Annotated in this window: 23 protein-coding genes; 9 read left to right on the forward strand and 14 right to left on the reverse strand. The window is 38.7% G+C overall.

Annotated elements, in window-relative coordinates:
- Nucleotides 1-16 precede the first annotated feature (16 nt).
- Nucleotides 17-1,225, reverse strand: coding sequence for an ATP-binding protein (locus DBT50_RS04995; RefSeq protein ID WP_070560149.1), 1,209 nt, complete (start codon nucleotides 1,223-1,225; stop codon nucleotides 17-19).
- Nucleotides 1,226-1,402: 177 nt separating this feature from the next.
- Between DBT50_RS04995 and DBT50_RS05000 the strand changes: the two genes are divergently transcribed.
- Together DBT50_RS05000 and DBT50_RS05005 are read left to right on the forward strand one after the other, a co-directional pair.
- Complete coding sequence (locus tag DBT50_RS05000) at nucleotides 1,403-2,224, forward strand: HAD family hydrolase (RefSeq protein ID WP_070560147.1); 822 nt, start codon at nucleotides 1,403-1,405, stop codon at nucleotides 2,222-2,224.
- 67 nt (nucleotides 2,225-2,291) lie between these two features.
- Nucleotides 2,292-3,164 (forward strand): fructosamine kinase family protein, encoded by an 873-nt coding sequence (locus DBT50_RS05005; RefSeq protein ID WP_083300514.1) that lies wholly within the window; start codon nucleotides 2,292-2,294, stop codon nucleotides 3,162-3,164.
- A gap of 4 nt (nucleotides 3,165-3,168) precedes the next feature.
- Here the strand turns inward: DBT50_RS05005 and DBT50_RS05010 are convergent, their stop codons facing one another.
- Nucleotides 3,169-3,531, reverse strand: coding sequence for a YbaN family protein (locus DBT50_RS05010; protein ID WP_070560145.1), 363 nt, complete (start codon nucleotides 3,529-3,531; stop codon nucleotides 3,169-3,171).
- Between the two features lie 232 nt (nucleotides 3,532-3,763).
- Between DBT50_RS05010 and DBT50_RS05015 the strand changes: the two genes are divergently transcribed.
- Together DBT50_RS05015 and DBT50_RS05020 are read left to right on the forward strand one after the other, a co-directional pair.
- Nucleotides 3,764-4,315: an NADPH-dependent FMN reductase gene (locus DBT50_RS05015; protein ID WP_060778268.1), complete on the forward strand. Its 552-nt coding sequence runs from the start codon at nucleotides 3,764-3,766 to the stop codon at nucleotides 4,313-4,315.
- Between the two features lie 91 nt (nucleotides 4,316-4,406).
- Nucleotides 4,407-5,045, forward strand: coding sequence for an MBL fold metallo-hydrolase (locus tag DBT50_RS05020; RefSeq protein ID WP_070560144.1), 639 nt, complete (start codon nucleotides 4,407-4,409; stop codon nucleotides 5,043-5,045).
- A gap of 63 nt (nucleotides 5,046-5,108) precedes the next feature.
- Here DBT50_RS05020 and pip read toward each other — a convergent pair whose 3' ends face one another.
- The 6 genes from pip to pnuC all read right to left on the reverse strand — a co-directional run bounded on the left by pip (nucleotide 5,109) and on the right by pnuC (nucleotide 13,328).
- Nucleotides 5,109-6,047 carry a prolyl aminopeptidase gene (gene pip, locus DBT50_RS05025; protein WP_070560142.1) on the reverse strand — a complete coding sequence of 313 codons (939 nt, stop codon included), beginning with the start codon at nucleotides 6,045-6,047 and terminating at the stop codon, nucleotides 5,109-5,111.
- A gap of 218 nt (nucleotides 6,048-6,265) precedes the next feature.
- Nucleotides 6,266-8,413 carry a PTS transporter subunit IIABC gene (locus DBT50_RS05030; protein WP_111853228.1) on the reverse strand — a complete coding sequence of 716 codons (2,148 nt, stop codon included), beginning with the start codon at nucleotides 8,411-8,413 and terminating at the stop codon, nucleotides 6,266-6,268.
- Nucleotides 8,414-8,594: 181 nt separating this feature from the next.
- Nucleotides 8,595-9,038, reverse strand: coding sequence for a hypothetical protein (locus DBT50_RS05035; protein WP_102722977.1), 444 nt, complete (start codon nucleotides 9,036-9,038; stop codon nucleotides 8,595-8,597).
- 65 nt (nucleotides 9,039-9,103) lie between these two features.
- A complete protein-coding gene (gene mprF / locus DBT50_RS05040) occupies nucleotides 9,104-11,587 on the reverse strand; it encodes a bifunctional lysylphosphatidylglycerol flippase/synthetase MprF (protein WP_318602785.1) in 2,484 nt (827 codons plus the stop codon).
- Nucleotides 11,588-11,709: 122 nt separating this feature from the next.
- The gene (locus DBT50_RS05045; protein WP_224785456.1) at nucleotides 11,710-12,615 is read right to left on the reverse strand and encodes a diacylglycerol/lipid kinase family protein; all 906 of its coding nucleotides are present in this window, start codon (nucleotides 12,613-12,615) and stop codon (nucleotides 11,710-11,712) included.
- Between the two features lie 86 nt (nucleotides 12,616-12,701).
- Complete coding sequence (gene pnuC, locus DBT50_RS05050; protein ID WP_013669740.1) at nucleotides 12,702-13,328, reverse strand: nicotinamide riboside transporter PnuC; 627 nt, start codon at nucleotides 13,326-13,328, stop codon at nucleotides 12,702-12,704.
- Nucleotides 13,329-13,506: 178 nt separating this feature from the next.
- Here pnuC and DBT50_RS05055 point away from each other — a divergent pair, with 178 nt between their 5' ends.
- From DBT50_RS05055 to DBT50_RS05070, 4 genes are all read left to right on the forward strand, one after another.
- Nucleotides 13,507-13,935 carry a universal stress protein gene (locus tag DBT50_RS05055; RefSeq protein WP_102722974.1) on the forward strand — a complete coding sequence of 143 codons (429 nt, stop codon included), beginning with the start codon at nucleotides 13,507-13,509 and terminating at the stop codon, nucleotides 13,933-13,935.
- Between the two features lie 15 nt (nucleotides 13,936-13,950).
- Complete coding sequence (locus DBT50_RS05060; RefSeq protein WP_102722973.1) at nucleotides 13,951-14,385, forward strand: universal stress protein; 435 nt, start codon at nucleotides 13,951-13,953, stop codon at nucleotides 14,383-14,385.
- Nucleotides 14,386-14,472: 87 nt separating this feature from the next.
- Nucleotides 14,473-15,120, forward strand: coding sequence for an endonuclease III (nth, locus tag DBT50_RS05065; protein WP_111853229.1), 648 nt, complete (start codon nucleotides 14,473-14,475; stop codon nucleotides 15,118-15,120).
- Nucleotides 15,113-15,712 (forward strand): 5-formyltetrahydrofolate cyclo-ligase, encoded by a 600-nt coding sequence (locus DBT50_RS05070; protein ID WP_102722971.1) that lies wholly within the window; start codon nucleotides 15,113-15,115, stop codon nucleotides 15,710-15,712. The genes nth and DBT50_RS05070 overlap by 8 nt, the downstream gene beginning before the upstream one ends.
- On the opposite strand, the gene DBT50_RS05075 is transcribed toward DBT50_RS05070, so the two are convergent.
- From DBT50_RS05075 to DBT50_RS05100, 6 genes are all read right to left on the reverse strand, one after another.
- A complete protein-coding gene (locus DBT50_RS05075) occupies nucleotides 15,678-16,136 on the reverse strand; it encodes an aminoacyl-tRNA deacylase (RefSeq protein ID WP_216403078.1) in 459 nt (152 codons plus the stop codon). The genes DBT50_RS05070 and DBT50_RS05075 overlap by 35 nt on opposite strands.
- Nucleotides 16,129-16,986 (reverse strand): NAD(P)H-hydrate dehydratase, encoded by an 858-nt coding sequence (locus tag DBT50_RS05080; RefSeq protein WP_102722970.1) that lies wholly within the window; start codon nucleotides 16,984-16,986, stop codon nucleotides 16,129-16,131. The genes DBT50_RS05075 and DBT50_RS05080 overlap by 8 nt, the downstream gene beginning before the upstream one ends.
- Before the next feature lie 97 nt (nucleotides 16,987-17,083).
- A complete protein-coding gene (gene gdhA / locus DBT50_RS05085; RefSeq protein WP_102722969.1) occupies nucleotides 17,084-18,430 on the reverse strand; it encodes an NADP-specific glutamate dehydrogenase in 1,347 nt (448 codons plus the stop codon).
- Between the two features lie 119 nt (nucleotides 18,431-18,549).
- Nucleotides 18,550-19,062, reverse strand: a complete 513-nt coding sequence (locus DBT50_RS05090) for a ComE operon protein 2 (RefSeq protein WP_102722968.1) — start codon at nucleotides 19,060-19,062, stop codon at nucleotides 18,550-18,552.
- 250 nt (nucleotides 19,063-19,312) lie between these two features.
- Entirely contained in the window at nucleotides 19,313-23,722 is a 4,410-nt protein-coding gene (locus tag DBT50_RS05095) for a MucBP domain-containing protein (protein WP_111853230.1), read from the reverse strand.
- Between the two features lie 408 nt (nucleotides 23,723-24,130).
- Nucleotides 24,131-24,535, reverse strand: a complete 405-nt coding sequence (locus DBT50_RS05100) for a pyridoxamine 5'-phosphate oxidase family protein (protein WP_370664338.1) — start codon at nucleotides 24,533-24,535, stop codon at nucleotides 24,131-24,133.
- A gap of 158 nt (nucleotides 24,536-24,693) precedes the next feature.
- Between DBT50_RS05100 and DBT50_RS05105 the strand changes: the two genes are divergently transcribed.
- Nucleotides 24,694-26,349, forward strand: coding sequence for an Rqc2 family fibronectin-binding protein (locus tag DBT50_RS05105; RefSeq protein ID WP_102722966.1), 1,656 nt, complete (start codon nucleotides 24,694-24,696; stop codon nucleotides 26,347-26,349).
- Nucleotides 26,350-26,480: the final 131 nt, after the last annotated feature.

Genomic DNA, 26,480 nt, shown 5'->3' on the forward strand with positions numbered 1-26,480 from the left:
TCTAGTTCCGGAAATATTAGTCATTATCTTCTAAATCTGATCCACTAGCCATAGTGATGGCATAAGCTTTATCGATAAAGCGTTCGTCTTCACTTAGTCCTGCTCTTAATTCTTCTAAAGCACTCCCTGCTTCAGCTTGCATTAGGCGAGTGACTAAGGAATAGATTAAGTCGGGGTCAGCGAGTAAAAATAAATCAACATAGCGACTAAGCAAATCCGGATCCTTGATGTGCTTCTTATGGTCCAAGAGCGATTGAGTTAAATCTTGAATAATTCTTTTCTTCCTAATCGCAGGCATCTTTAAAAAACGTTCTTTAATTGATTCAGGTAAATCCGGACTATCTAAATCAATAATTTCTTTAGGACTAATGTAGTCCCCTTGGTGATTTTCTAGATAAGACAAGAAGACCTGTCCGGCCTCTTCACCAATACAGCCGTCGATCCCTTCAATTAAGAAGGCGAGTAAGTCATCATCTTCAATTTGTGTTGGATCAATCCCCATGGCTTCATAATCATAGAGCAAGTGGGATAAACGTTCATAGGCACGAGGAGTTGGGTTTTTATCACGGGTCTCATCAATAACAATGAAATATTGACGCCCTTCTGCTTGGAGATAGTCCTTGACTAGCGGATGAATGTTAGCCTGCCCCGACTCATTTTCCTGGTCAGCAAAGCTCTCTACCCAATGGTCTAAATTAGCTCCCATCCGAATGCGCATGGTCCGGTCATTAATAGCTAAATCACGTGCACTCGTTGCATAAGCGTTTCCTTCAAACCCCTCTGTATCGCTAGAAGGATTCTCTGCGGTAATAATAATGACATTATCAGGGAGCTGAATTCCCATTAGATGACGTTGTAATACCAAGTTCATGAGTTCGCTTTGAACCATGGCGATGGGACGGTTAAATTCATCTAAAAATAAGATCACCTTATGGTCAGGGTTTGCTTTGGCTTCATCCACTGCCCCTTGAATTTGGGGGTTGAGATAATATTCAATGCGGTTCTCTTTGGGGATGGGCATGGTTAAGTCCCCCGGTTGCAGTAAGGAACAGGTCATTTCATAAAACCCATAGCCCAAGTCTCGGGCTAAATTTTGTACCAGTTGCGTCTTACCGATTCCGCCGTGTCCAACAATATCTACTACAATATCTGATTCAGCTTTTAATAATAATTTCATTCCTTTGTAAACGGCTTGATAAGTTAGTCCTGGTGTACGATCGGCCATTTAAAAACCTCTTTCTTCTTTAATCTCTAAGGGATATTATAGCTAAAAGCCCTGCTTATTCCTATTGATGTGTTTAGCGAAGTTAACTTAAAGTGACTAAGAATATTTTTTAAGGGCATTGTGTGCTAGAGTTAAGGTAAATAAGAATCTAAGTGAAAGCAAAAGAAAGGAAAAATTATGACTGAAAGCTTTGAAGAAATCAAATTAGTTGCTAGTGACATGGACGGCACCCTCTTAAATGACCAAGGTAAATTGCCTAAGCAACTTGGCTCCTATATGGACGACTTGCAGGACCAAGGGATTATTTTTGGGATTGCTTCAGGGAAACCTTATTATGCTTTAGAAGCAGTCTTTAAAGACCGGATAAAAGAAATGGCCTTAGTCTGCTCTGGTGGGACCTTCGTTAGCTACCAGGAAGAGACTGTTTATAATTCAACCATTTCCAAGGCTGGTTATAGGAATTTAGTTCGTTTAATTAAAAAGGCTTCTAAAGGCATTCCCGCTCTAATTGCTAATGATAAGGCTTATTTTGATTACCAAGCAAAACCTTACTACGATGATTTTAGCGACTATGTAAAGATCGAATTTGTTGAGGATTTAAGTCAAGTAGAAGCTGAAGTGAATAAAGTAACTGCCTACTTCCCTGATTATGACAATAAAGACTACCTCAAAGAGTATCAAGAGCAAATTTCCGGCCCTTATACCGTGATGCCTAGTGGCGCAAAGTGGATTGATATCACTATGGAAGGCCAATCAAAGGGTCACGGCTTAGAAAAATTACTGGAAAAACTTAATTATTCTCCCCGTGAATTAGTCGTTATTGGTGATAGTGGGAACGATACCGAAATGCTCTCCTTAACCCCTCATTCCTTTGCCATGAAGAACGCAACTGACCAGGTCAAATCTTACGCCAACTATACAACCAGCCAAAGCAACAATGATCAAGGCGTTCTTGAGGTCTATAAAAAGGTACTTGCTGCTAAAAATGAAAGCAAGTAGCATAATTAAATATCATATAGACTATCGACTAATTTATGAATAAAATATAGCGAAAGGAGTCCTAATAATGACGAAAATTAACCGTCAATGGATCAGTCAATTACCAGTGAAGGACATTCAAAAGCTCCATCCTGTTGCAGGTGGAGACGTCAACGATGCTTATCGCATCGATAGTAGTAATGGTCCTTACTTCCTCCTGGTCCAAAAAAATACACCAGCTTCCTTTTATGACAGTGAGGTTGCTGGTCTTAAGGCCTTTGAAAAGGCAGGTATCACCGCACCAAAAGTGATCAGTCAGGGCGAAATTAATGGTGACGCCTATCTGCTCTTGACTTATCTTGATGAAGGCTTTTTAGGCGACCAAAAGCGATTGGCTGAATTAATCAGTAACTTACACCATGTCCACAGCGACAAGGGTCAATTTGGCTTTGACCTTGATTATCAAGGGTCCAGCTTAACCTTCTCAAATGCTTGGAATGTCTCTTGGTCTGACTTTTTCATTCAACAAAGGCTAGACCCCCTCCATGACTATCTGATGGACCACCAACTATGGCAAAAGGCCGAAAGTGATGCCTATCAAGAAATTCGCGCTATCATTATAGATAGCTTGAGCCAGCATAAGAGTCACCCTTCCCTCCTACATGGCGACTTATGGTCAGGTAATTTTATGTTTTTAAGCGATGGTCGACCGGCTATCTTTGATCCTGCCCCTTTTTACGGCGATCGGGAGTTTGATATCGGGGTCTCCATGGTCTTTGGCGGATTTAACCAGGATTTTTATCAATCCTATCAAGCCTTCTATCCCATGGCTGAAGGCTATGAATTCCGCTTAGAATTTTATCAGTTATATTTACTTATGCTACATTTGGCTAAGTTTGGAACGGTGTATTATGACAGTGTCGATGCTACTATGAGAAGAATAAAAGTAAAGGCTAAATAGGCCTTTACTCTTTTTTGGTAGGCATTTTGAAAAATAACCATAACCCAAATATTATACCTATGACAATAATTAGTAATCTGACAGGCTTAAGTGGGACAAAATAAATGGATATAGCCATTACGGTATAGGTAATGAGTATAATTTGTGCTTTCTTTTTTAAAGGAATCCCACCACCATCTTCAAAATCTGCTCCATAATATTGGTAGATTTTTGTACTTTTCAGCCATTGATCAAAGCGCTTAGAGCTACGCGCAAAGGCCCAGGCTGCTAATAGCATGAATGGAGTTGTTGGTAATACAGGGATAAAGGTTCCCAAGGCACCTAGAGCGAAGGAAGTCCAACCTAAAATGAGATAAAAATAACGCATTCTACCAGCTCCTTTAAAATATAGGTTATATCTATAATAACAGTAAAAGCGACTGAAGATAAGAAATAATCCATAACTATTATATTCTATTTATTTTCTCAATAGTGTAGACATTTTGCCAAATTCATTTTACAATAATTAAGAAAGCGTTTAATTTTTTAATCACGCTAAATATCAAATAATCAAATTGTTAAACAGGAAATCCCTGGCTTAGCGAAAGGAGTTTTTTTAATTGAAAATTGTCGGTATTATTGGTAACAATGCTTCTAAGTCTCATAACCGTCTTTTAATTGAACATATGGCCAATAAATTCGGTGACGAAGTTGAATTTGAAGTTGCTGAAATTAACGAAATCCCTCTATTTAACGCAGATTACATGGGGCAAGATGTTCCTGACGTGGTCAATGAATTAGCAGACAAAATTGAAGCTGCTGACGGCGTTGTTATTTCAACAGCTGAATATGACCACGCTATTACCGCAGCCCTAAAAAGTGTTATCGAATGGTTATCAAGTGTTCGTAAACCTTTCCAAAACAAACCTGTTATGATTGTGGGGGCTTCATTAGGTACCCTAGGTTCTGTTCGTGCCCAAGATAATTTACGTAACATTTTCACTTCTCCAGGTTTATATGCTAGAGTTTTCCCAGGTGCAGAATTTTTAATGGGACAAGCTGCTAACAAATTTGACGAAACCGGTCGCATGACTGATGAAGGAACAGATAAATTCTTAGATATGCTCTTCCATCAATTCCTTGATTTCGTTAAAGAACAACAAGAAGACTAACAAATTATTCACTTCTGTATGCCATAGCTGTTGGATTCCCAGCAACTATGGCTTTATTTTTATTTTTAGTATATATTCAGGAGGTCAACTTATGCTCATAGTATCTCGAGTCGTTACTGAGGTGTTGGAGGCTAATACCTATCTAGTCTATAACGAGCAAAATCAAGAAGCTCTAATTATTGATCCCGGTTCTTCAGCGGACAAAATTCGTGCGGAAATTCAAAAGCTACAGCTAAAACCCCTTGCTGTCTTAATTACTCATGGTCATTGTGACCATATCGGTGCCCTAGACGATATCCGGCAATACTATCAAATTCCGGTTTACATCAATCAAGCTGAGGCGCCTTGGTTGAGTGACCCCATGTATAATATGAGTCCCTTTATTGGTTTAGGTCACTTGACTTTTCAAGCGGCTGATTCTTACTATCAAGATGACCAAAAACAAAGTATCGGAAGTATTGACTTTACCCCTATCCATACACCGGGACATACTAAGGGAAGTACTTGCTTATTCTTTAATAATGACGACCAGCCTTTCATGATGACTGGTGATACCCTCTTTAAAGGAACGATCGGTCGAACCGACTTTCCGGGTGGAGATAGTCAAGCGATTATGCAAAGTATTCCACAAAAATTGTTTACTCTACCAGACCAGACCCTGGTTTATCCAGGACATTACGGGGCTTCTACCATTGCTGAAGAAAAATTAACAAATCCCTTTTTTAATTAAATAGAAAAGTACCCTTCAACGATCACTTATCCTTCTAAGTCATCTTGAGGAGTGCTTTTTCTTTTATTCCGCTAATTGGTCCATAATAGCAACGATCGTTTTTAACATTTCAGGATCGTAAGGGCTATGGCCACTGGCTTCTACCAGATGTAAATTAGATTTTGGACATGCTTGGTGGAGTTGATGGGCTGAACTTGGTGGGCAAATGACATCATACCGGCCTTGGACAATTTCCATCGGGATATCATTAAAGCGATGAACATTATTTAAAATATAATTATCTTCTTCAAAAAACATATGATTTTCAAAGTAATGCGATTCTAAAACGGCTGTTGCTTCTTCACTTGGACTAAGTTGGTTTTCTTCGGGAAAATGAGGCAATAAGGTCAACAAGGAAGATTCCCACTTGGTCCAATACCTACATGCCGCTTGATGAGCTTCTTTATCTCCCTGATGGATTTTTTGATAATAAGCATGGACGCAATTTTTTTGCTCCTCATCACTCAAGAACGACAGATATTTTTCGTAAGCTTCGGGATAAAATTTTGCTGCCCCACCTTCATACAACCAATCGATCTCTTCTTGACGGCCGAGAAAGATCCCTCTTAGTATCAATTGTTCCACCCGTTCAGGATGTAAAATGGCGTAGACCAAAGCCAAGGTCGATCCGTAAGAGCCCCCAAAAACAAACCAATTGTCATAGCCGTAGTATTCACGGATCAGTTCCATATCGCGAACGCTGTCAAAAGGTGTATTATTCTCGGTAGATAAAAAAGGCTTGCTCTTCCCAGTCCCTCGTTGGTCAAATAAAATAATATGATATTTTTCAGGATCGAAAAATAAGCGGCAACTTGGAGTAATCTCACTCCCAGGACCTCCATGTAGAAAAATAACTGGCTGGCCTTTTGTGTTTCCACAGTCTTCGACATACAACTTATGCTGATCGTCCACTTGTAAGTAAAAGCTTTGATTAACTTTTGTATTTTGATAACCTGCTTCCATTGTCTAACCCCTTTCCTAATAACTGCACTAACTTTCTCTTTATAATATACCCTAAAGTCTGTTCCGTCTATTAAAATAATTAAGTAAATTCATGAAGGAAGTAATGGTTTAAAACTTTTATGCGAAGCTCTGCCGAGCGATTAGTATATAAAAAGGCCTAGCAGTAGACGACTTGTTCCACCACTAGAACCTTTAGTTAAGTATTACTAATTAACACTCTATTCTTTATTCAATAAGGCTTCGCCGACCTTTTCGCCAGCTGTGACTTGTTTTTGATCAAGAACATCGAGGCTATGAACCCTATCACTATTGGTTAAGACAACCATAATGTCACAAGCTTTACCTTTGGCTTCGATACTTGCTAGGTCCATTTGAGCTAACGGCTCCCCAGCTTTGACACTTTGTCCTTCTTCAACCTGAATAGTAAAGCCTTCGCCTTTGAGTTCAACCGTGTCTAAGCCCATGTGAACGAGGATTTCAAGGCCTTCATCACTTTGGATACCAAGGGCATGCTTAGTTGGAAAGATATTTAAGATTTTCCCATTTACTGGCGCGACCACCTGGCCTTGACTAGGTTGGATAGCATAGCCGTCCCCCATCATTTTTTGAGAAAAGACCTCATCTTCAACCTTATCAATGCTAATGACCTCACCATCTGCAACCGCATAAAGTTCTACTGGGATACCATCTAAAATCGCTTGATCATTAATGACTTGAGCTGATCCCTTGAGATCTTCTGCTTGCTTCTCGTTCACGACTGTTGCGGCTGTTTTGGGGGCTTGACCACTTTCGATGAATTCAGTGACTTGGGTCTTAATGGTTGACACCGTAGTTCCATAGATGACTTGGACACTATTACCACGGACTACAACGCCGGCTGCGCCAGTGGCTTGTAGGGCTTCCTTATTAACCTCATCACCGTTTTTGACCGTTACCCGTAGGCGGGTGGCACAATTATCAACATCAACCAGGTTATCGGTACCACCCAATCCGCTAACAATTTGATAAGCTCTTTGGTCAGTTTCACTCAAGCCATTAAGCGCATTTTTGTTTCGGAATTCTTCTTTAGTATGTAATGAAGTATCTGCCTTTCTTCCTGGAGTATCCAAGTCAAATTTCTTAATAATCCAATGGAAGAGGAAGAAATAGACAATGGCGTAGATAATACCGATAATAACCACAGGAATCCAATGTGTTCTTGCATTGCCTGGCAAGACGCCGTAAAGAATAAAGTCAATTAACCCGCCTGAGAAAGTTAGTCCAACCCCTACTCCGGCAATATGAACTAAGACAGTAGATAAAGCAAAGAGAACACAATGTACCCCAAAATAAAGTAAGGGAGAGGCAAATAAAATAGTAAATTCAATCGGCTCCGTAATCCCCGTAACAATTGAGGTTAGGGATGCAGAAAATAATAACCCCTTGACCATGGTCTTCTTATCTGATCTAGCGGCACGATACATGGCGTAGGCAGCAGCTGGTAAGGCAAAAATCATCTCTGGAAATTGGAAGGCAAAGAATCTAGCTGCATCGGGAGAAATAGCTTCTCCAGCCTTTAATTGGGCAAAAATAATATTTTGGGCGCCCACAACAGTGGTCCCATCAACGACAGCAGTCCCTCCTACAGCGGTTTGCCAAAATGGTAAATAAAAAATATGATGCAATCCAAATGGAATTAAGGCACGATAAATATAACCGTAAAGGAAGGTCCCTAAGTGGCCAGTATTAGCGATAATCTGACCGAGATTAGCAATCCCAGCGGCAAAATACGGCCAGATAAAAGATAAAATAAGTCCACTAACGACTCCAGCAACTGCTGAAACAATTGGGACAAAATGAGTACCAGCGAAAAATGACAAGGCATCAGGGAGTTCGATCTTGTAATAACGATTATGTAGCCAAGCCACTAGACAGCCAATAATAATCCCACCAAAAACACCGAGGTTCATGGTATGTTCAAAGCCAAGTAATGATGTGATCAATCCTGGTATTTTTTCCAATTCTTCTAAACCACGGAGGTGGATGATGGAACTAGATAGTGAAGCGTACATCATAAAGTAGCCTACCACGGCTGATAAGGCTGCCACCCCTTTCTCGCTTTTAGCCAAACCTAAGGCAATAGATATAGCAAACAATAAACCTAGGTTATCAAAGACAACGGCTCCGCAGTCTCCTAAAACGCTTAAAATACTATGGAGCGGCATTCCCGGCGAAAGAATATTTTCTAAGTGATACATTTTCACAAATGTTTCACCTGTAAAAGAAGCTGATATACCTAGAAATAAACCAGCTAAGGGTAAAATTGAAATTGGTAACATAAAGGTTTTCCCTAAACGTTGCAAACTTTCAAAAAGTTTCTCTTTCATTGTTTTTTTCCTCCTTCTATCAATTGACAATTAAGAACACCCTAACTACTTTAATCATAAAATTAAGCCTTGTCAATAACCCTTTTGCTATAAAGCGCTTCCAATACCCTTGTTTGGTCAAAAAAAGAGAGTCAAGTTCCTTTTATGAAGATCTGACTCTCTTTTGCCTTTAACTAAAATTTTATTGACCTAATTTTTTGATGAGTTGTCCGCGTTCGTTATAGATATATTGGCGAGCCTTTTGGCTGTCATTCATAGCTACAATCAGGCGGTCACGATAAGGTTCGGCTAACTCATCAAAAAGATAATAATCGTCATCGACATCATATTTGTTTCTTTCCGCCTCAATTTGACCAGCTTTCCTTAGAGTATAGGATTTTTTTGGCAGCTGGCCATCTAATTGTTCCTCCTCAATCCGATAGACATAATTATCATCTTCGTATTGGATTTCTAAGGCTCCGGTATTAGTGCGAATAGTTTGGACATTGTCATATTTGTCCTTTTGTAACTCCCACCAAGCTTTAATCCCTGCTAAAGCCTCTTCTTCACTCGCAAAGGTCCCGTGTTCTTTGCGGACACCATCACGTTTATTTTCCCAGTATACGGTATAAACGGTTTGTGACATGATATCGCTTCCTTTCCTATCGTCGTTTCTATTAAGTGTAATCGAAATTCCTTAAAAAATAAACATTAATCCCTTGTCTTGTGGGTAATATCTAATAAACTAATTAAAATCTTGATTAAAGTGGTTTGATTAGGATAAATAATATAGCGGTTTTCCCACTCAGGACGGAATTTAGATTTATAGGCACGTAATCCTTTAAAGCCATAAAAACGATTACCAAAATCATATACCAGGTGCAAGGTCTTATCCCGTGGGCTAGCATAGGATTTTGTCCCTACATTAGCCAAAGCTGCCATTCCCAAAACAAAGCGGTGGTAGCCAAGGTCTTTGGCCCATTGCAATAACTGCAAAATTAGCATTTGCATGACATCCCCGGCATCATGACTGATATAACGCATTAAATCTATTGAAATCATGTCCTCCGATATCGGCATAATACTTGCAAAAGCATAGATCGCTTCTTCATCTCTTAAAACGGCAATCCGCTCTCTGGCTAGATAGTCCTCATAGAAAGCCCCCATGGAAAAGCTCATTTCTTCTCGCTTATTAAGCCACTGGTCAGAAATTTGCCTCAATTCATGGATAAATTTATCATTATAAGGCGGTTGGTAAACTTCAAAATAGAGCCCGGCCCGGGTCATATCATTGCGAACAGAACGCCGGTTTTTATTCTTCTTCCCTTCAAAAGTAAAGTCATCTAAATCAATAATCGCTGACTCCCCTATTTTCAAGGTAGCGTAGCCTAAACTACAAAAGGCATCCAGGTAATGAGGAGTGACCTCATAAAAGCCGACCGCCATATCCATATGTTCAGCATATTCCAAAAATTCTTCTAAGGCGCTAGGAAAATCCTGACTGTTACCAATAGGGTCACCCAAGGCAATTAAATTATCCGATGAGGGACGGTATAAAATAGCCACAGTTTGTTCAGTGTTAAAAAAGATCATCTTGTCTTTCAAATAGACTAAGTGGCTATATTCGCTCCCCCCATATTCAGCGATAAGCTGTTCGTAAAGATTAATTTCATCAAGGGAAGGTGGTAGGAAGTCCAGTCGTTCACTACGACTAAATAGCACTAAAATAGTCAACAAACTAGCAATCACCAGGTAGAAGAAAATATGTAAAGGATTTAATAAATAGACATGACGAGTGAAAGGCATATGTCTAAAGTGCCCGGTGATTAAAAAAATGATTAACAAAAGACCTGCACAGGCGAAAAAGCTAAGTAAAATATTCTTACGATTCAATGCCAAATGATTGCGAGTAAAGAGAAAACGGGACTGATAAAGTAAATAAGTCGATAGGAGTAAGAAGATCGCTTCCTCATAGTCTAAGCCCTTAATCATACAAGCAATGGCTCCTAGAGGTAAGAGAATAAGTGTCAACCATAATGCCCTTCTGATCCGCTTAAATAGGCCAAAAGATAAAATAAAGGCAGTACACCCGATTAAAAGGACCAAAAGAATGGAGACACTTTGTAAAGATCTGGGAATCAGGTATTTAAGTAAATGAATCCGCTCAGGAACGGCTGGTGAAATCACTGAAGAAATTAAAACCAAGCCGTTAACTGAGAGTAAAAAGGAAACAAAGCGAACGATCCACTTTCCCCATGCCTTTATCTTCATATCTTCTTCGAATAGTTTACTGGTAAACCAGTTATGGAAAACATAGAAACAAGCTAATAACCAGGGAATGACGTAGTAACATACCCGGAGGATAACAATCGCTGCCAAAACTTGATCGGGATTATAACCGGCATTTTGCATCATTAATAATACCGTCAGGTCAAAGGTCCCCAAACCTCCAGGAATAAAACTTAAAATCCCTACGACGTTAGCGAAGCTATAGACCATCATGGCAAATATCGGTGATAAATGCGGCATAAAAATTAACATTACAATATAAAAATAGGTAAAAGAAGCTACCCAGTCACACAGCGAAGCGGATAGGTAAGCAAATTTCTTCTTCCAAGTGATAGCTTCTAGGCCAAATTTTTCACCCAATTTTCTGGCTAAAGGCAACTTATCATAGAAAAAATACAAAGGCAGATAGAGTAAATAAATTACTGGAAGTAATAGTGAATAACCATCAATTTTTCCTGATAATAAGACGATTAATAATAAGACACCTAAGCCCAGAAAACTGGCAAACCAGGTTTCTAAGGAAATTTGTATGGCTTGCTTAGGCTTCAGACCATGCTTTTGATAAAAATTATTTCTGAGAGCAGCACCGGTAAAGCCGCTTAAGCCGATAAATTCATTAAATGCTTGGCTTATCCAGCCCATTTGTAAAATTTTATAGCTATGGGCAGTCACCGTGTAGTTACGGGTAGCGACATAGTCATACCACCCGTTAAAGCTAAAGCCTAATAATCCAAAGATTACTAAGGCCAGGCGTGTAAAGGCAGGTAGATCAGCTAAGGAATCAAAAAACAAGGACCAATTAATTGATCTTAACTCATTTTGAATAAGATAGCCGAAAAATAAGATCAGTAAAATATAAAATACTATTTTAATTATTTTATGATAGCGATTATAAATATCTTTCATAATTATAGGATGTTCCTTTATTTTTTTATAATTAAAATAGGAGTCATACTAGACTCCTATTACTTTTCCTTAGTATACACTAAAGCCTTATTAAATTGTCTTAAATTTATTTAAATTAGCCTTTATTGAACTGCTTGGGTCTTAGGAACGTAGAAATTAATGTGCTTTGGCAATAATTCAATTTCGCATGGGAGATAAGGCCCATCGTTACCATCAATATCGACCTGGGTTTCATTATCATCAGAATTCGTGATGGTTAACTTGGAACAGGCAAAGCTTTTGATCGAGTCATTATCTTCTAATTGACCAAAAAGGATATCCTTAAGGGCAGATAATTTTGACCCGGTTGATTCATCGGTTAAAATATACACTTGAAATTGACCGTCTTGTAAATTACTTTGTTCATTAGAGAAGACCAGATTTCCCACTTGGTTAGTTAATAGGACAAATACATGACTGGCTTTGCCTTCAAAACTTTCACTATCAGATTCAATTTTAATAGGATGGGTGTCATCTTTAGGTAGAGCTGATAAAATATTCTTCAGGTAAGCAAAGGAGCCAAATTGTGATTTCTCTTCGGAGCTGGTTCCTGTGGTTGCTTCAATTAACTTGCCAAAACAAACATAGTAGTTGAAATATTGATCATTACAGCGACCAATATCTAAACGATGGCTTTCTTCTAAATCTAAGTCCTCGATATACTGATCAATATCTTCAGAAATATTAAATAATTGGGCAAAAGTATTGTTGGTTCCTGCTGGGAAGAAACCTAAAGTGGGTCGGTAGTCCTGGCCGGCGAGCCCATTGACCGCTTCATTAATGGTTCCATCACCGCCAACAGTAAATAAAGAATCATAATGGCCTTGACAGGCTTCCTGGGCAAACTTCAAGGCGTCATTATCTCCTTCAGTCTTTTTTATATCGACTTGGTCAAACTTACCGTTGAGAAAATCAGCTAGTCGTTTACCGTATTCCTCGCCTTGGTTATCTCCAGACCCTGGATTGACAATTATCATAACCTTACTCATCATTATCCCCCTCTTTTTAACTATGGTAATTTAATTGTACAGATTATTTTGCCTATTTAACAGTCTAATCCCCTGTCTATGCTGGGCTAATTTTTCCAGTTAATAAAACCGCGGCAGGCATTGAGTGAAAAGACGAAATACATAATGGCCATTTGTGGTACCCCCTGCATGAGGAAAATATAAAGGGAAATAAGATTAGTGATTAACCATAAAATCCAGCTGGCCCGCTTTCTTTGCACCAATTGCATGTATTGAGCAATGATAGCTGTCGCATTATTAAATGCATCCCAGAAGATAAATACGCCACCGAGAAAATAAGAAACGGTTCCCAAACCAAAGAACCCCACTAAAACAGCGAAACCTACTAAACGCCAATTCGTCTTTTCGTCTACAATAAGCTCCCCGGATTCATCTTTATGATGTTGCCATTGTTGAAAACCAAAAATTTGGGTAAATAAATAATAAATGCTGGTAAACATGTCACCAAAGATCCGATTACGGCCAGCTACTATAGCAGCAGAGATATTTTGAATCGCATTAAAAATAAAATTTCCTTGCCACTTCTTTGCTAAACCAATAACCCCAATCAGCCCCATCCATGAAACCAAGTTGGGTAAATTAAACCAACCATTTTGAAAAGACCCCCAGGCTGTGATAGCAACTAATAAAATATCAGTGATTAAATTAAGACTTTGACGATATTCTTTTTTCACTCAATTGATCCTCCTATATATGTATTTTTATCGAATAATAGATAAACCTGTTAAATATCTTACCATGGAAAATTTACTCCTACTAGTCAAAGTTAGAGCCTCAGGCTATTATTGATTATAAGTGTTTAGATTGCTAAAATAATAATAAAGAAAACGTTTATATAAGGGAGGAATATTCATGTCAATAAAAAGAAAAATTTTAGTTGCTGTCGACGACTCTGACCAAGCTCGCGATGCTTTTGTTGAAGCGGTCACTGTCGCCAAGGCTAAGGAGGCCAATTTGTACCTGGTATCTGTTATTGACGAAGATATCTTATCTAACCGTGAAGAAAGTGATTATTCTCACAGCCTCGTCGGCCAACGGCAAGAGTTACTCAATAATTACCGTCAACTTGCCAAGGATCAATTTGACTTTGACCAAGTCAATGCTGAGGTCTTTGTAGGCGAGCCTAAACGACAAATCATTCACCTTTTAAAAGAAGATCCTGCCTTTGAATTGATTGTTGTTGGGGCAACTGGGAAAAATGCTCGAGAACGTCTCTTTATGGGCTCCGTTTCTCAATTCGTTGTTCGCCATTCCCCTGTTTCAGTGCTTATTGTCCGCTAGTAAGGAAGGTTAATTATGCCAAAGAAAAGTATTCAAAAAATAATGGTACCTATTGATGGTTCTGAACCAGCCAAGGCTGCCTTTGAACAAGCCCTTGAATATGCTCATATCTATCAAGCTAAACTCTATATTTTTAGTGTAGCTGCTGATTTCTTACGCTATGATTTTGATGACTTTAATTTAAAAGCCCATGATCATGAATTATGCGCCTACCAAGAATTATTAAAGAATTACCAAAAAGAAGCTCAAGAGGCCGGAATTACAGATATCACCATTGAAGCCCGCCCTGGAGATCCTAGAAAAGAAATTCTTGACTTTGCCGAAGAACATGACATTGATTTAATTATGATGGGGTCGACTGGTAAAGGCGTACTCGATCGTTTACTCATTGGGTCTGTTTCTGAGTATATTATGATCCATGCGGCCTGTGATGTTTTCATTGCTAAATAATTCCTGCTTAATAAAAAGAAGCTGGCCCCCCTGCCAACTTCTTTTTTTCGTAAAATTTACTTATATTTAATAGAAAAGGTGTTTTTATTGCTTTTAACTGATTCAGAAACCTTATCCGTTCTGAAAGAAATTATGGCCCTCTTTCCCGACGCTGGCCCAAGTTTAAACTTCAATTCTGTTTACCAATTACTCATCGCTGTGATGCTCAGCGCCCAATCCACTGATAAAAAGGTCAATGAAGTGACCCCTGATCTTTTTAACGCTTTTCCCACGCCTAAACACCTAGCGGAGGCCAGCCCTCAGGACATTGAACCCTCTATCAATCAGCTAGGCCTCTATCACAGCAAGGCGCGTTATTTGCATGCAATGGGTCAACAATTAATCGACAAGTACGGTGGTCAAGTTCCCGGTCAACGCAAGGATTTAGAAAGTCTAAGTGGTGTGGGGAGAAAAACAGCCAGTGTCGTCCTCAGTCTAGGCTTTGACCAGCCAGCCTTTGCTGTCGATACCCATATCAGTCGCATAGCAAAACATCATCACTTTGTCGATCCAAATGCTACGGTAAGAGAAGTGGAAAAACGAATTACTAAGGTCCTCCCTGCTAGTGAATGGAAGGATGCCCACCATGCTTTAATTGCCTTTGGCAGGACGATTTGTACTGCCCGTAACCCTCAATGCTACCGTTACCCGCAATTATTTCCCCACCAAGAAAAGGAGACAAAGCGAAATGACTGATGAAATCGATAGTAAAAAAAGCAGGCTACGTCAAAAAATCAAAACAAAACGCCAAGCCCTCCCCCAGTCTTATTATCATTGGGCAAATGAAATCATTAGCCATAAATTAGTCAATTTCCCGATTTTTTACCAAGCTAAGCGTATCTTACTTTTTTCCAGTCTGCCCTTTGAATTTAATACCCAAGAGCTGATTCGTTTTTGTTTTAAGCAAGGGATTCAAGTAATCCTCCCCCGAGTTCATGGAAAGTCACTTGATTTGTACTATATTGATGAATCAACCACTTATCAAAAAAGTAGGTATGGTATTTTGGAGCCTCAAGCTAATGGTCCCCAAGCTGACATTAGTATGGTTGATCTCATCATTTTACCCTGCTTAAGTTGTAACCGCCAGGGTCAACGTTTAGGTTACGGTGGAGGCTATTATGACCGCCTCTTGGCTGATTTTAAAGGAATAACTATTGTTCCTTACTTCGATAAACTAATGACCTCAGATATTCCTTACAAAGACTATGACATAAAAGCAGATTACATTATAAGTGAAAGTGGTATCTTTTCGACTAACGAATCAAATGATCAACTTTGCCCTGAGTAACTTCTATTAGAGCCTTAGGATCCAGCCCGATTTGTTTGCCCCGTTCACCGGCACTGACAAATATTTTCTCTTCCTTAAGACAAGAGTCATTGTACCAAGTACGATATTTTTTCTTCATACCTAAAGGCGAACAACCCCCCCGTACATAGCCGGTGAGGTCCAATAGTTCCTTAACATGGACTAATTCAACTCGCTTACTATTAATGACGCGGGCACATTGCTTAAGGTCAAGCTCTTGGTCAAGCGGTATCACAAATACAACGATTTCATGATCATGGCTCCTGGCCACCAAGGTCTTGTAGGACGATTTCCCTGCTTGTGGTTGAAAACTACCATCTCTATATGGAATGGTGGCTTCTTCATAAGGGATCTTGGCCTGGTCTAAGAGGCGCATAGCATTGGTCTTTTTATGTTTCTTACTCACGTTCTGCCTCCATCTCTTTCATGACTCTGGGTAAGAGATTAGCGATTTGACTAGGACGAACAATATATTGCTCTTGGTAAATGCGGTCTGCAATATAACTATGGAGAAAGGTCGCTGCCTTTAAAGCGGCCTCATGATCTGTATATTGGCCCATAAAGCCACAAACCATCCCAGTCAAGGTATCACCCATTCCACCGGTTGCCATACCAGGATTGCCGATAGCTAATTGATAAAATTTTGAATGGTCAGCAAAATATAAACGGCTAGGTGCTCCTTTAAGGACCAAATTCAGTTGATATTGGTTAACGAATGATTGAATTCCTTCATTATTGTGATAGGAAATTTCACCATGCGATAAGCGATCCCACTCCCCATAATGTGGAGTCAAAACGAGATATTTCGCCTGGGATAATTGGTCTAAGCCTTGGTCTTTTTGACTGAGAATAGAAATTGCATCGGCATCAATAACCAATATTTTGTCAGAAATAACTTGTTTAATGAGTAACATAATCTGGTTAAAGCGCGAATGGTCGCGACCAAATCCTGGCCCGATGCCAATCACATCAGCCTTTTCAATGGCCTTCTTCAAGCTATCTTGCCTACGCCAATCACTAACCATCACTTCAGGTAAAACGCTATGGATGGCAGGCCGGTTTACTGGATCGGTAAAGACAGTCGTTAGTCCTGCCCCACTATTGACACAAGCCATCGCGGCCATCTGAATTGCCCCACCCATGGACTGGTTGCCTCCGATCAAAACAATATTGCCGTAGTCACCCTTATATGAATTGGCTTGGCGCTTGGGAAAATGTTGAATAATTTCAGATTTATCAATTTCAACTTTCTCCATTTGCTCATCCCTTTCTCTTTGCCCAGTATAATTTGATTACGAAAAAGAGCGATTTTAATCATCGCTCTTTTTCAACAATATACTCTTTTTAAAAGGATTAAACAAGTCCTTGAGATAACATCGCTTGAGCAACTTTACTAAAACCAGCAATGTTTGCTCCTGCAATTAAGTTATAAGGGTCATTGGTGTATTTTTCAGCGGCTGAGGTCGCTTGTTGATAGATATTATCCATGATATCTTTTAATTTTTGGTCGACTTCTTCAAAGGTCCAAGATAATCTTTGACTATTTTGAGACATTTCTAAGGCTGATACAGCTACCCCACCGGCATTAGCTGCTTTAGCCGGACCAACGAATACACCGGCTTCGAGAAGGGTATCTGTTGCAGCTTTATCTAAAGGCATATTAGCACCTTCAGAGATAAATTTAACCCCATTCTTAACAGCTTGATCGGCACCCGGTTTTTTCAGTTCATTTTGAGTAGCACATGGCATAGCCACATCAACATCAATGGCGTGATCCCAAACTACCCCTTCGTAGTAGCTGGCACTTGGGCGTTCCTCGGCATACACCTTGATACGTTCACGTCTATTTTCTTTGACGTCTTTTAGTAAATCAATATCGATGCCTTCTTCATCTACGACGTAACCATTGGAGTCGGAGACTGTAAGGACAGTAGCGCCAAGTTCTTGAGCCTTTTCAGCAGCATAAATAGCCACATTACCAGCTCCAGAGATCATAATCCGTTTGCCTTCAATGGCTTCTCCCTTGGCAGCTAACATATTATTCAAGAAATAAACCGCACCATAACCCGTGGCTTGGGTACGTGCGAGTGAACCTCCATAAGTTAAAGGTTTTCCGGTAATCACACCATTTTGGAAACCATTTAGACGTTTATATTGGCCGTATAAGTAGCCGACTTCACGGGCACCTACACCAATATCCCCTGCTGGAACGTCCATATCAGGACCGATATATTTTTGTAATTCGGTCATAAAGCTTTGACAAAAGCGCATAATCTCTTGGTCAGATTTCCCCTTAGGATCAAAGTCAGAACCACCCTTACCTCCTCCAATAGGTAAGCCGGTTAAGCTGTTCTTAAAGATTTGTTCAAAACCTAAGAATTTTAAAATACTCTTGTTGACAGTTGGATGGAAACGTAGACCACCTTTGTATGGCCCAATTGCTGAATTAAATTGAACCCGAAAAGCGGTGTTAACTCGAGCCTTACCTTGATCATCCATCCAAGGCACTCTAAACTCAATGATACGTTCTGGAATAGCTAAAATTTGTAATAGGTTAGCCTCAATATATTCGGGATGTTCTTCAAAAACAGGTTCAACACTATCTACAAATTCATGAAGGACTTGTAAAAATTCTGGTTCCTGTTCATACTTCTTATCCCACAATTGACGTGTTTCTTGAAGATATTCTTTTGCGTTCATATTACATTCACACTTTCTATTGAGTATAGATATAAACTGATAAAACCTATTCCTATGGAGAACGATTAAATCATATGAAAATTATAGCAGATAACGGACTAGATGTCAGACAATTCTGATTATGAAAGCGAATTCTTTTCTTTGCTCTGTTTTTCCTTCTCACAATTGAGTAAATTTTGTTGATGAAGTTGATGGAAGAAGTCATCTTCTAACTGCCTTTTCCAGACCGTTACCCCGGTTTTTTGGTAGAGTTCCAGGGCGTAAGGATGATTATGGTAGTCATAGAGATAGGAAACTTTTTTTATTCCAGCTTGAATAATTTGCTTAGTACAAGGCAAGCAAGGAAAATGCGTCACATAGATTTCAGCGCCCTCAGTAGAAACACCAAATTTAGCGCACTGAATAATCGCATTCATTTCAGCGTGGATCGTGCGCACACAATGTCCATCTTCCAAGTAACATCCCCCTTCACTACAATGGGTCTCTCCGCTGACAGAACCATTATAGCCTCCAGCAATAACACGATTATCTCTAACGATCACAGCGCCCACCATCAAACGGTCACAAGTGCTCCGCATCGATAAAACCAAGGCTTGTGATAAAAAATACTGATCCCAAGGTATACGCTTCATGACTATCCCCCTATTTCTTGATACCCTCATTATACCAAAGCTTAGAGTCTTGAAAAGAAATGAAAACGTTAAATATCAAATTATGCTTCTTGTAAAATTGCTATAAAAAGTAAAGAAAAACCCTCCTAACTACTCGAAGTATAGTTGGGAGGGCTTGCTTTAACTAGACATATTTCTATTTGAAACTTCGCTTAAAACGAATTACTAAGTATAAGTAGTCACTAAATAAAGTATCTGTAAAAGTAAAAAATTAAATCTTTCTTTTCTTAAAGACTCTAACACCTACTAGAGTAAGAGCTAGCCCAAAAACTGATGTCAGTGAAGATGAGCCGATAGACCCAGTCTTAGGTAAACTAGATGAAACATTCGTTGGTGTAGTAGCTAACTGAGTATAATCACTTGGATTATCAAAAGAAGCGTCTCCTTCTTTTTCACTTTCCTTAGCTTGTGTGTTCTGAGTAGAAATTTTCTTGCTGGTTTCTGGTAACACTTCTACTACCTTGTCAACTGAATCTACTTTCTTAGCCTTCTCATTCGTTTGGCGGCTATTATGTTCTTGAACAGGTTTTTTAATATCCTGTAACTTCACATAGATATAGGTGACTTCTTGCTTGATATTCTCGATGTATTGGCCTTGCGTACTCTTACCTGCCTTATCAAAGTGTGCTCCATTCTTAGCTTCCACTTTCACTAAGCGGTAACCGGACTTATCTTTTTTAGAAGTGATGTATTGTTCAGTTGATTTTCCACTAGTTTCTGGAATATCTACTAGCTCATCAATTGAAACAACTTTTCCTTCTTCATCAACTGTTTGATAGATATGGTGTTCTTGGAAGATTCCTTTTTCTTCTACTGGTGCTTCTTCTTGAACTCTTTCGTAGATATAAGTCACTTCTTGTTTGGTATTTTCAACATAGTTGGCTTTGGTTTCAGCACCATTCTTGTCGAATTGGCCACCATTTTTTGCTTCAACTCTAGCCAGTTTATAGCCAGCTTTATCCTTCTTAGAAGTGGTGTAAGTTTCATCGGATTTTCCTTCAGTAGTCTTACCGTCCTCTTTTGAATCTTCAGAAAACACATTTCCGTTCTTATCAACAGTTCTATAAATATGGTGTTCTTGGAAGGAGCCTTTCTTCTCAACTGGTGCTTCTTCTTGAACTCTTTCGTAGATATAAGTCACTTCTTGTTTAATGTTGTCAACGTAGTTGCCTTTAGTTTCGGCACCGTTCTTATCAAACTTGCCGCCATTCTTACCTTCAATTTTAACCAGTTTATAGCCAGCCTTGTCCTTTTTGGAGGTAGTGTAGTGTTCAGAAGATTTTCCTTCAGAAGTTTCACCATCGGTGACTTCATCGGTTGAAAGGATATTTCCATTTTTATCAACGGTTCTATAGATATGATGTTCTTGGAAGGAGCCTTTTTCTTCTTGAACTTTTTCATAGATGTAGGTGACTTCTTGCTTGGTATTGCCTACGTAATTGGATTTAGTTTCAGCACCATTCTTGTCGAATTGGCCACCATTTTTTGCTTCAACTCTAACCAGTTTATAGCCAGCTTTATCCTTCTTAGAAGTGGTGTAAGTTTCGTCTGATTTACCTTCAGTAGTCTTACCATTTTCTTTGGAATCTTCTGAAATCACATTTCCGTTCTTATCAACAGTTCTATAAATATGGTGTTCTTGGAAGGAGCCTTTCTTCTCAACTGGTGCTTCTTCTTGAACTCTTTCGTAGATATAAGTCACTTCTTGTTTGGTATTTTCAACATAGTTGGCTTTGGTTTCAGCACCATTCTTGTCGAACTTCCCACCATTTTTACCTTCAACTTTAACCAGTTTATAGCCAGGCTTGTCCTTTTTGGAGGTGGTGTATTGATTATAAGATTTTCCTTCGCTGACCTCACCTTGGGTAACCCCATCGATTGAAAGGATGTTACCCTTCTTATCAACTGTTCTGTAAATGTGGTGTTCTTGGAAGCTACCCTTAGTTTTTTGAACCCGTTCATATACATAGGTGACTTCTAATTTCTTGTCGGAAATATAGTTACCTTTAGTTTCTTGACCATCTTTGGAGAACTTTACCCCAGATTTCTTGGAATCTTCGTTACTTGGAGTAACGGAAACTAGTTTGTAACCATCCTTGTCTTGTTTTGAGGTAGTATAGCTTTGGTCAGATTTACCAGTTGTCACTTCATTATCTTTTCTGTCCTCAGTCGAAATCACATTACCCTCTTCATCTACAGTGCGGTAAATGTGGTGTTCTTGGAAGGAACCTTTCTTCTCAACTGGTGCTTCTTCTTGAACTTTTTCGTAGATGTAGGTGACTTCCTGCTTGGTGTTGTCAACGTAGTTTGCTTTGGTTTCAGCACCGTTTTTATCGAATTGACCACCATTTTTACCTTCAACTTTAACCAGTTTATAGCCAGGCTTATCCTTCTTAGAGGTGGTGTAAGTTTCATCGGATTTACCTTCAGTAGTCTCACCATCTTCTTTGGAATCTTCTGAAATTACATTCCCGTTTTTATCTACAGTTCGGTAAATATGATGTTCTTGGAAAGAACCCTTTTCTTCTTGAACTCTTTCGTAGATGTAAGTTACTTCTTGTTTAGTGTTGTCAACATAATTACCTTTGGTTTCCGCACCGTTCTTATCAAACTTGCCACCATTTCTGCCTTCAACTCTAACCAGTTTGTAACCAGGCTTGTCTTTCTTAGAAGTAGTGTATTTTTCTGAAGATTTCCCCTCAGTAGTCTTACTGTCTTCTTTAGAATCTTCGGAAATCACATTGCCGTTTTTATCAACCGTTCTGTAGATATGGTGCTCTTGGAAGGAACCTTTTTCTTCTTGGACTTTTTCATAAATATAGGTGACTTCTTGTTTAGTGTTGTCAACATAGTTGGCTTTGGTTTCGCCACCATTCTTATCAAACTTACCACCATTTTTAGCTTCTACCTTAACCAGTTTGTAGCCAGGCTTATCTTTCTTGGAGGTAGTGTAAGTTTCTGAAGATTTCCCCTCAGTAGTCTTACTGTCTTCTTTGGAATCTTCAGAGATCACATTGCCATTCTTATCTACGGTTCTATAAATATGGTGTTCTTGGAAAGAGCCTTTAGGTTTATTGATTCGCTCATACCAATAAGTGATCTCTTTCCCTGCAGGTTGCCAGCCGCTAGTCCAGTAGGATAATCTTTGACCTTTTGGCATATCGTTAAATTTATAACGCGTTTTTCCATCATTAGAGAATGATAAAATTCCTTTGTTATCTTTCCATAAGAAATTGACACCGATGTACTTAGCATCTGACTTCACCCCTGCCACTGATGAAGCGATTGGTTCTGAAACATATACTTGGTAATCATTTTCTTGCACTTTTCCTTTGTTTACTAGTTCAACGACTTTTTTATCAACCGTCTTATAGTTTCTGATTGGAAGTTTAACTCCTGTAGCCTTATCCCACATTTCAATGACAATATCACCATTATCATTAACCACTGTACGACGAACAACAAATTTTCTAGAAACACTAGCTGCGTTATTATCAATCGTATTGACTATTGAAAAACCCTTACCGGCCCAATAAGTACCATTGATCTTACCTTCAGGATAGTTGGATGCTTTGACCAAACGATAATCGTCTTTATTAAACTCTTTATAAAAACGTTCTTTCGAACTGTTAGTAATATAGCTATCTCCTACAAAAGCAGGGAATTCTTGGGAAGGAGCTAATTGTTTTTTCGTTCCAACTTCTAAATAATTGACCAAAACCTTTGTCTTATGTGGCAATGATTGGTTGTATTCGTCATGGGCCCCATTATGGTATTCGTATTTATCAGGAATAACAGTTTTAACTGCTGCTGCATACAAACTCTTCGCAGAATATTTATTTGTCCGCTTCCAATCTCTGGCACGGTCAAATACTAAATATTCTCCGTTTTCATCCACTTTGAATTTTACTTTAGGTAAGTTGGCCTTAGAGAAGTTTGCATCCTGACCAAAGAGAGGAAGGGGTATCTCACCATTCTTATCTAATTTATAAGTATTAATCAGCTTCTTATTCTTGTCATAAACACTTCCTTCATATTTATTTGTCTTTAAATTAGTGTTCACAGCAATGTAATAAGCATCTTTCTCTCCCGATTGATCCGAGAGAGCGAAAACATTTGTGACACGTTTATCTGCATCATCTGCTTTTACAAAACCGACTGTTTCAGGTAATTTTGCGGGGCTTACCTTGTTATATTTTATAGGATCTTCATCATACTTAAGTTCTGTGCCTTCCACTTCAGGATCCCTTACAAAGTGCGTGACTTTTAAATTGGAATCACTTGCGGTTGGCATAGGATCTTTAGCGTTTGTAGGCGCTGCTGTTTTAACTTCTTGAGATTTTTCAGCTTTGTTTAGAGAATTTTTATTAGTGTCTATATTTTCTGGCGCTCCACCAGCATTATAAAAACTCACTTTATCAGGTAAGTTCTCATTTTTTTCACCAGTTAAAGACGGAGCTTCTTCCTCTCTAGCGTGGCTAAGTGTATTGTCAGTATTAGAAATTTCGTCCGCATAAACAGGCCCTCCTTGAGCAAACAAAAGAGTAGCAATTAATACAGAACCAACACCCACAGATAATTTTCTGATAGAGAATCGCTGTCTTTTTTCATAATTATTCATATTTTTGTTATTCTCCTTATAATATTTATAAATTATGATTATATTATACACAATTAGGGTGTTTTTAAAAGCGGTTTTATAAGTCTTTGATGTTAAAATTAAAAAAATAATACACCGTAAGGAGCCTATCGCTTCTATGTGATTTTGTACAATTTATAAGGCATACATTCTAATCCAGGGAATACTATTCCTAAGTTATAAATGTGATTTTTTTATCGAGTTTTTTATATTATCTATTCCCTATGGTAAAAAAGAAAGCGCTAGAACTCTGGTGAAAGCTTCTAGCGCAAAATATAATTTAAATTCGATCGATCTTGTTTAGTATAAAATTTTTCACGTTCTTTTTGTCAAAATAATAGCCAATAAAAAAGACTGTGATAGGCTCACAGTCTTTTCGAACGTTCTTAATTATTCACCAAAAGAAAATTCTTCTTTAACGTGATTTTGAAGGTGTTGGTATGAACCTTCGCCTTCATATAATTGGAAGGCTTGAACGGTTGCACGTTCTTCTTCATCTGGGTAAACATCTTGTACAAATGGGTTGTCTTTCAAGATTGCTTCAAGATGTTCTTTACCAATTTCACGAACAGTACCTTGTAAACGAATCACTTCAATGCCGTCTTCTTTTAACATACCAGTAATCGCAATTTTAGGATTATTGGTTAATTGTTTATAGAAGTTAGTGGTAGGAGCAGTCATGAAGAATACCCCGTGTTCATTCGCTACACCAACATTAGCGTAACGTGCATCTGCTTCTCCGTCTTCATTAACTGTTGAGAAAACACACGCTCCAATATTTTCAAGAACATTCATATAATCTTTTAATTCCATATAATCATTCCTTTCTCATTACTTTATCATCATTATAGCATAATTAAATTATAAACAAAAAGATAAGGCTTACAATCAAGGTTTTTAGTAATTCCTGGGCTTCTTTGTTATAATAATAAGCTAGGAAAGTAGGTGATTCCATGTCTTATGATGGACTATTTATTCATGGACTTATACAAGAATTAAACGCTTGCTTGGCCGGGGGAAGAATCTCAAAGGTGCAACAGCCCTACGACCAAGAAATTCTTCTTACCGTTCGGTCAAATCGCAAAAATTATAAATTACTACTCGCAGCGACGCCACAAGCTCCCCGCGTTCAGCTTACTAATCACCAATATAGCGTGCCAGATACCCCACCTAATTTTTGTATGTTTTTACGTAAACATATTGATGGAGGAAAGATTATCAATTTCAGTCAATATGAAAACGACCGCATAATTATTATCAGTATTGAAAGCAAAAATGAATTGGGGATTAGTGAACCCTATAAACTCATTATCGAAGTCATGGGTAGACGCAGTAATATCCTAGTTCTTAATCAAGATGGTAAAATTGCCGACCTCATCACAAAAATAGATATTAGCCAAAACCGATTCCGTACCCTCCTACCAGGAGCTATTTACTATCTGCCTCCACAAGGAGATAAGGTCAATCCTTTCAGTATCTACCCCAATGAATATAACCTCAAGGCTGACGCTAAAGAGATACAGAAAACCTTTATGGGATTTGGCAAAGATAGCGCGATAGAATTAGCCCAGAGACTGACTGAATCCCAAGATCAAAGTGCGACTTTTACTGCCTTTCTCAATGCTTTTGACCAATCCCAACCAACCTTGAGTCAAAATGACGGTCAGGTCACTGCGACGGCTTTCCCCTATCAAAGCCTAGGCGGAATGCAAACCAGTTACGAAACTTTTACCCAGCTCCTCGATGACTACTATGAAAGGAAAGCTCTCTTTTCTCGGGTCAACCAGGTGAGTGAACAAATTAGCCAGGTTGTTGCTCAACGGATTAAGCATAATCAACGTAAATTAGCTAATCTTAAGCAAGATATGGAAAAAAGTAAACAAGCTGAAGACTATCAAATAAAAGGTGAAATTTTGACCACTTACCTCTTTCAAGTAGAAAAGGGAATGACTAGTATCCAATTACCTAACTATTACGCTAATAATAACCTCATCGATATCGCACTCGATCCCTTACTAGAACCTTCCCAAAATGCCCAAAAATATTTTCAACGCTATCGCAAACTAAATACGGCAAAACAGCATATTGAAGAACAAAGCCAAATTGCCCAAGCAGAATTAGATTATTTAGAAAGCGTTCAAGATCAAATTGAAATTGCTGAACCCAATGAATTAGAAGATATTCGTCAAGAACTTATCCGTGAAGGCTATATTAAACAACAAAAACATAATCACCATAAGCGCAAGAAACCTTTAAAACCGAGACAGTATCAAACCAGTTTAGGAAACACTATCCTTGTTGGTCGTAATAATACTCAAAATGATGAACTAACCACAAGACGGGCTAATAAAAACCACTACTGGTTTCACGTTAAAGATATTCCAGGCAGCCATGTGATATTAGAAACTGACCAGCCTAGTGATGAGGAAATCATCGAAGCAGCAACATATGCCGCCTATTTTTCTAAATACCGGCAAGCCAACAATGTCCCCGTGGACTATACACAGGTCAAACATGTTAAAAAACCTAATGGTGCTAAACCAGGCTTTGTTAATTACTTTGAGCAAAAAACAGTCTTCGTAAGTCCCGATGCCCATTTACAAGCTTAATCAAGCATGAGAAACGAACGCACGTTTGCACAAAATTTCGAGCTATGCTACAATAAAAGCACGAATGTGAACCGCTTGAACCATTTTTATAGTAGATAAAAATGAAATGACTCGGATAATATATATGGAAA

It is taken from the genome of Aerococcus tenax, assembly GCF_003286645.3.
Taxonomy (GTDB): Bacteria; Bacillota; Bacilli; order Lactobacillales; family Aerococcaceae; genus Aerococcus; species Aerococcus tenax.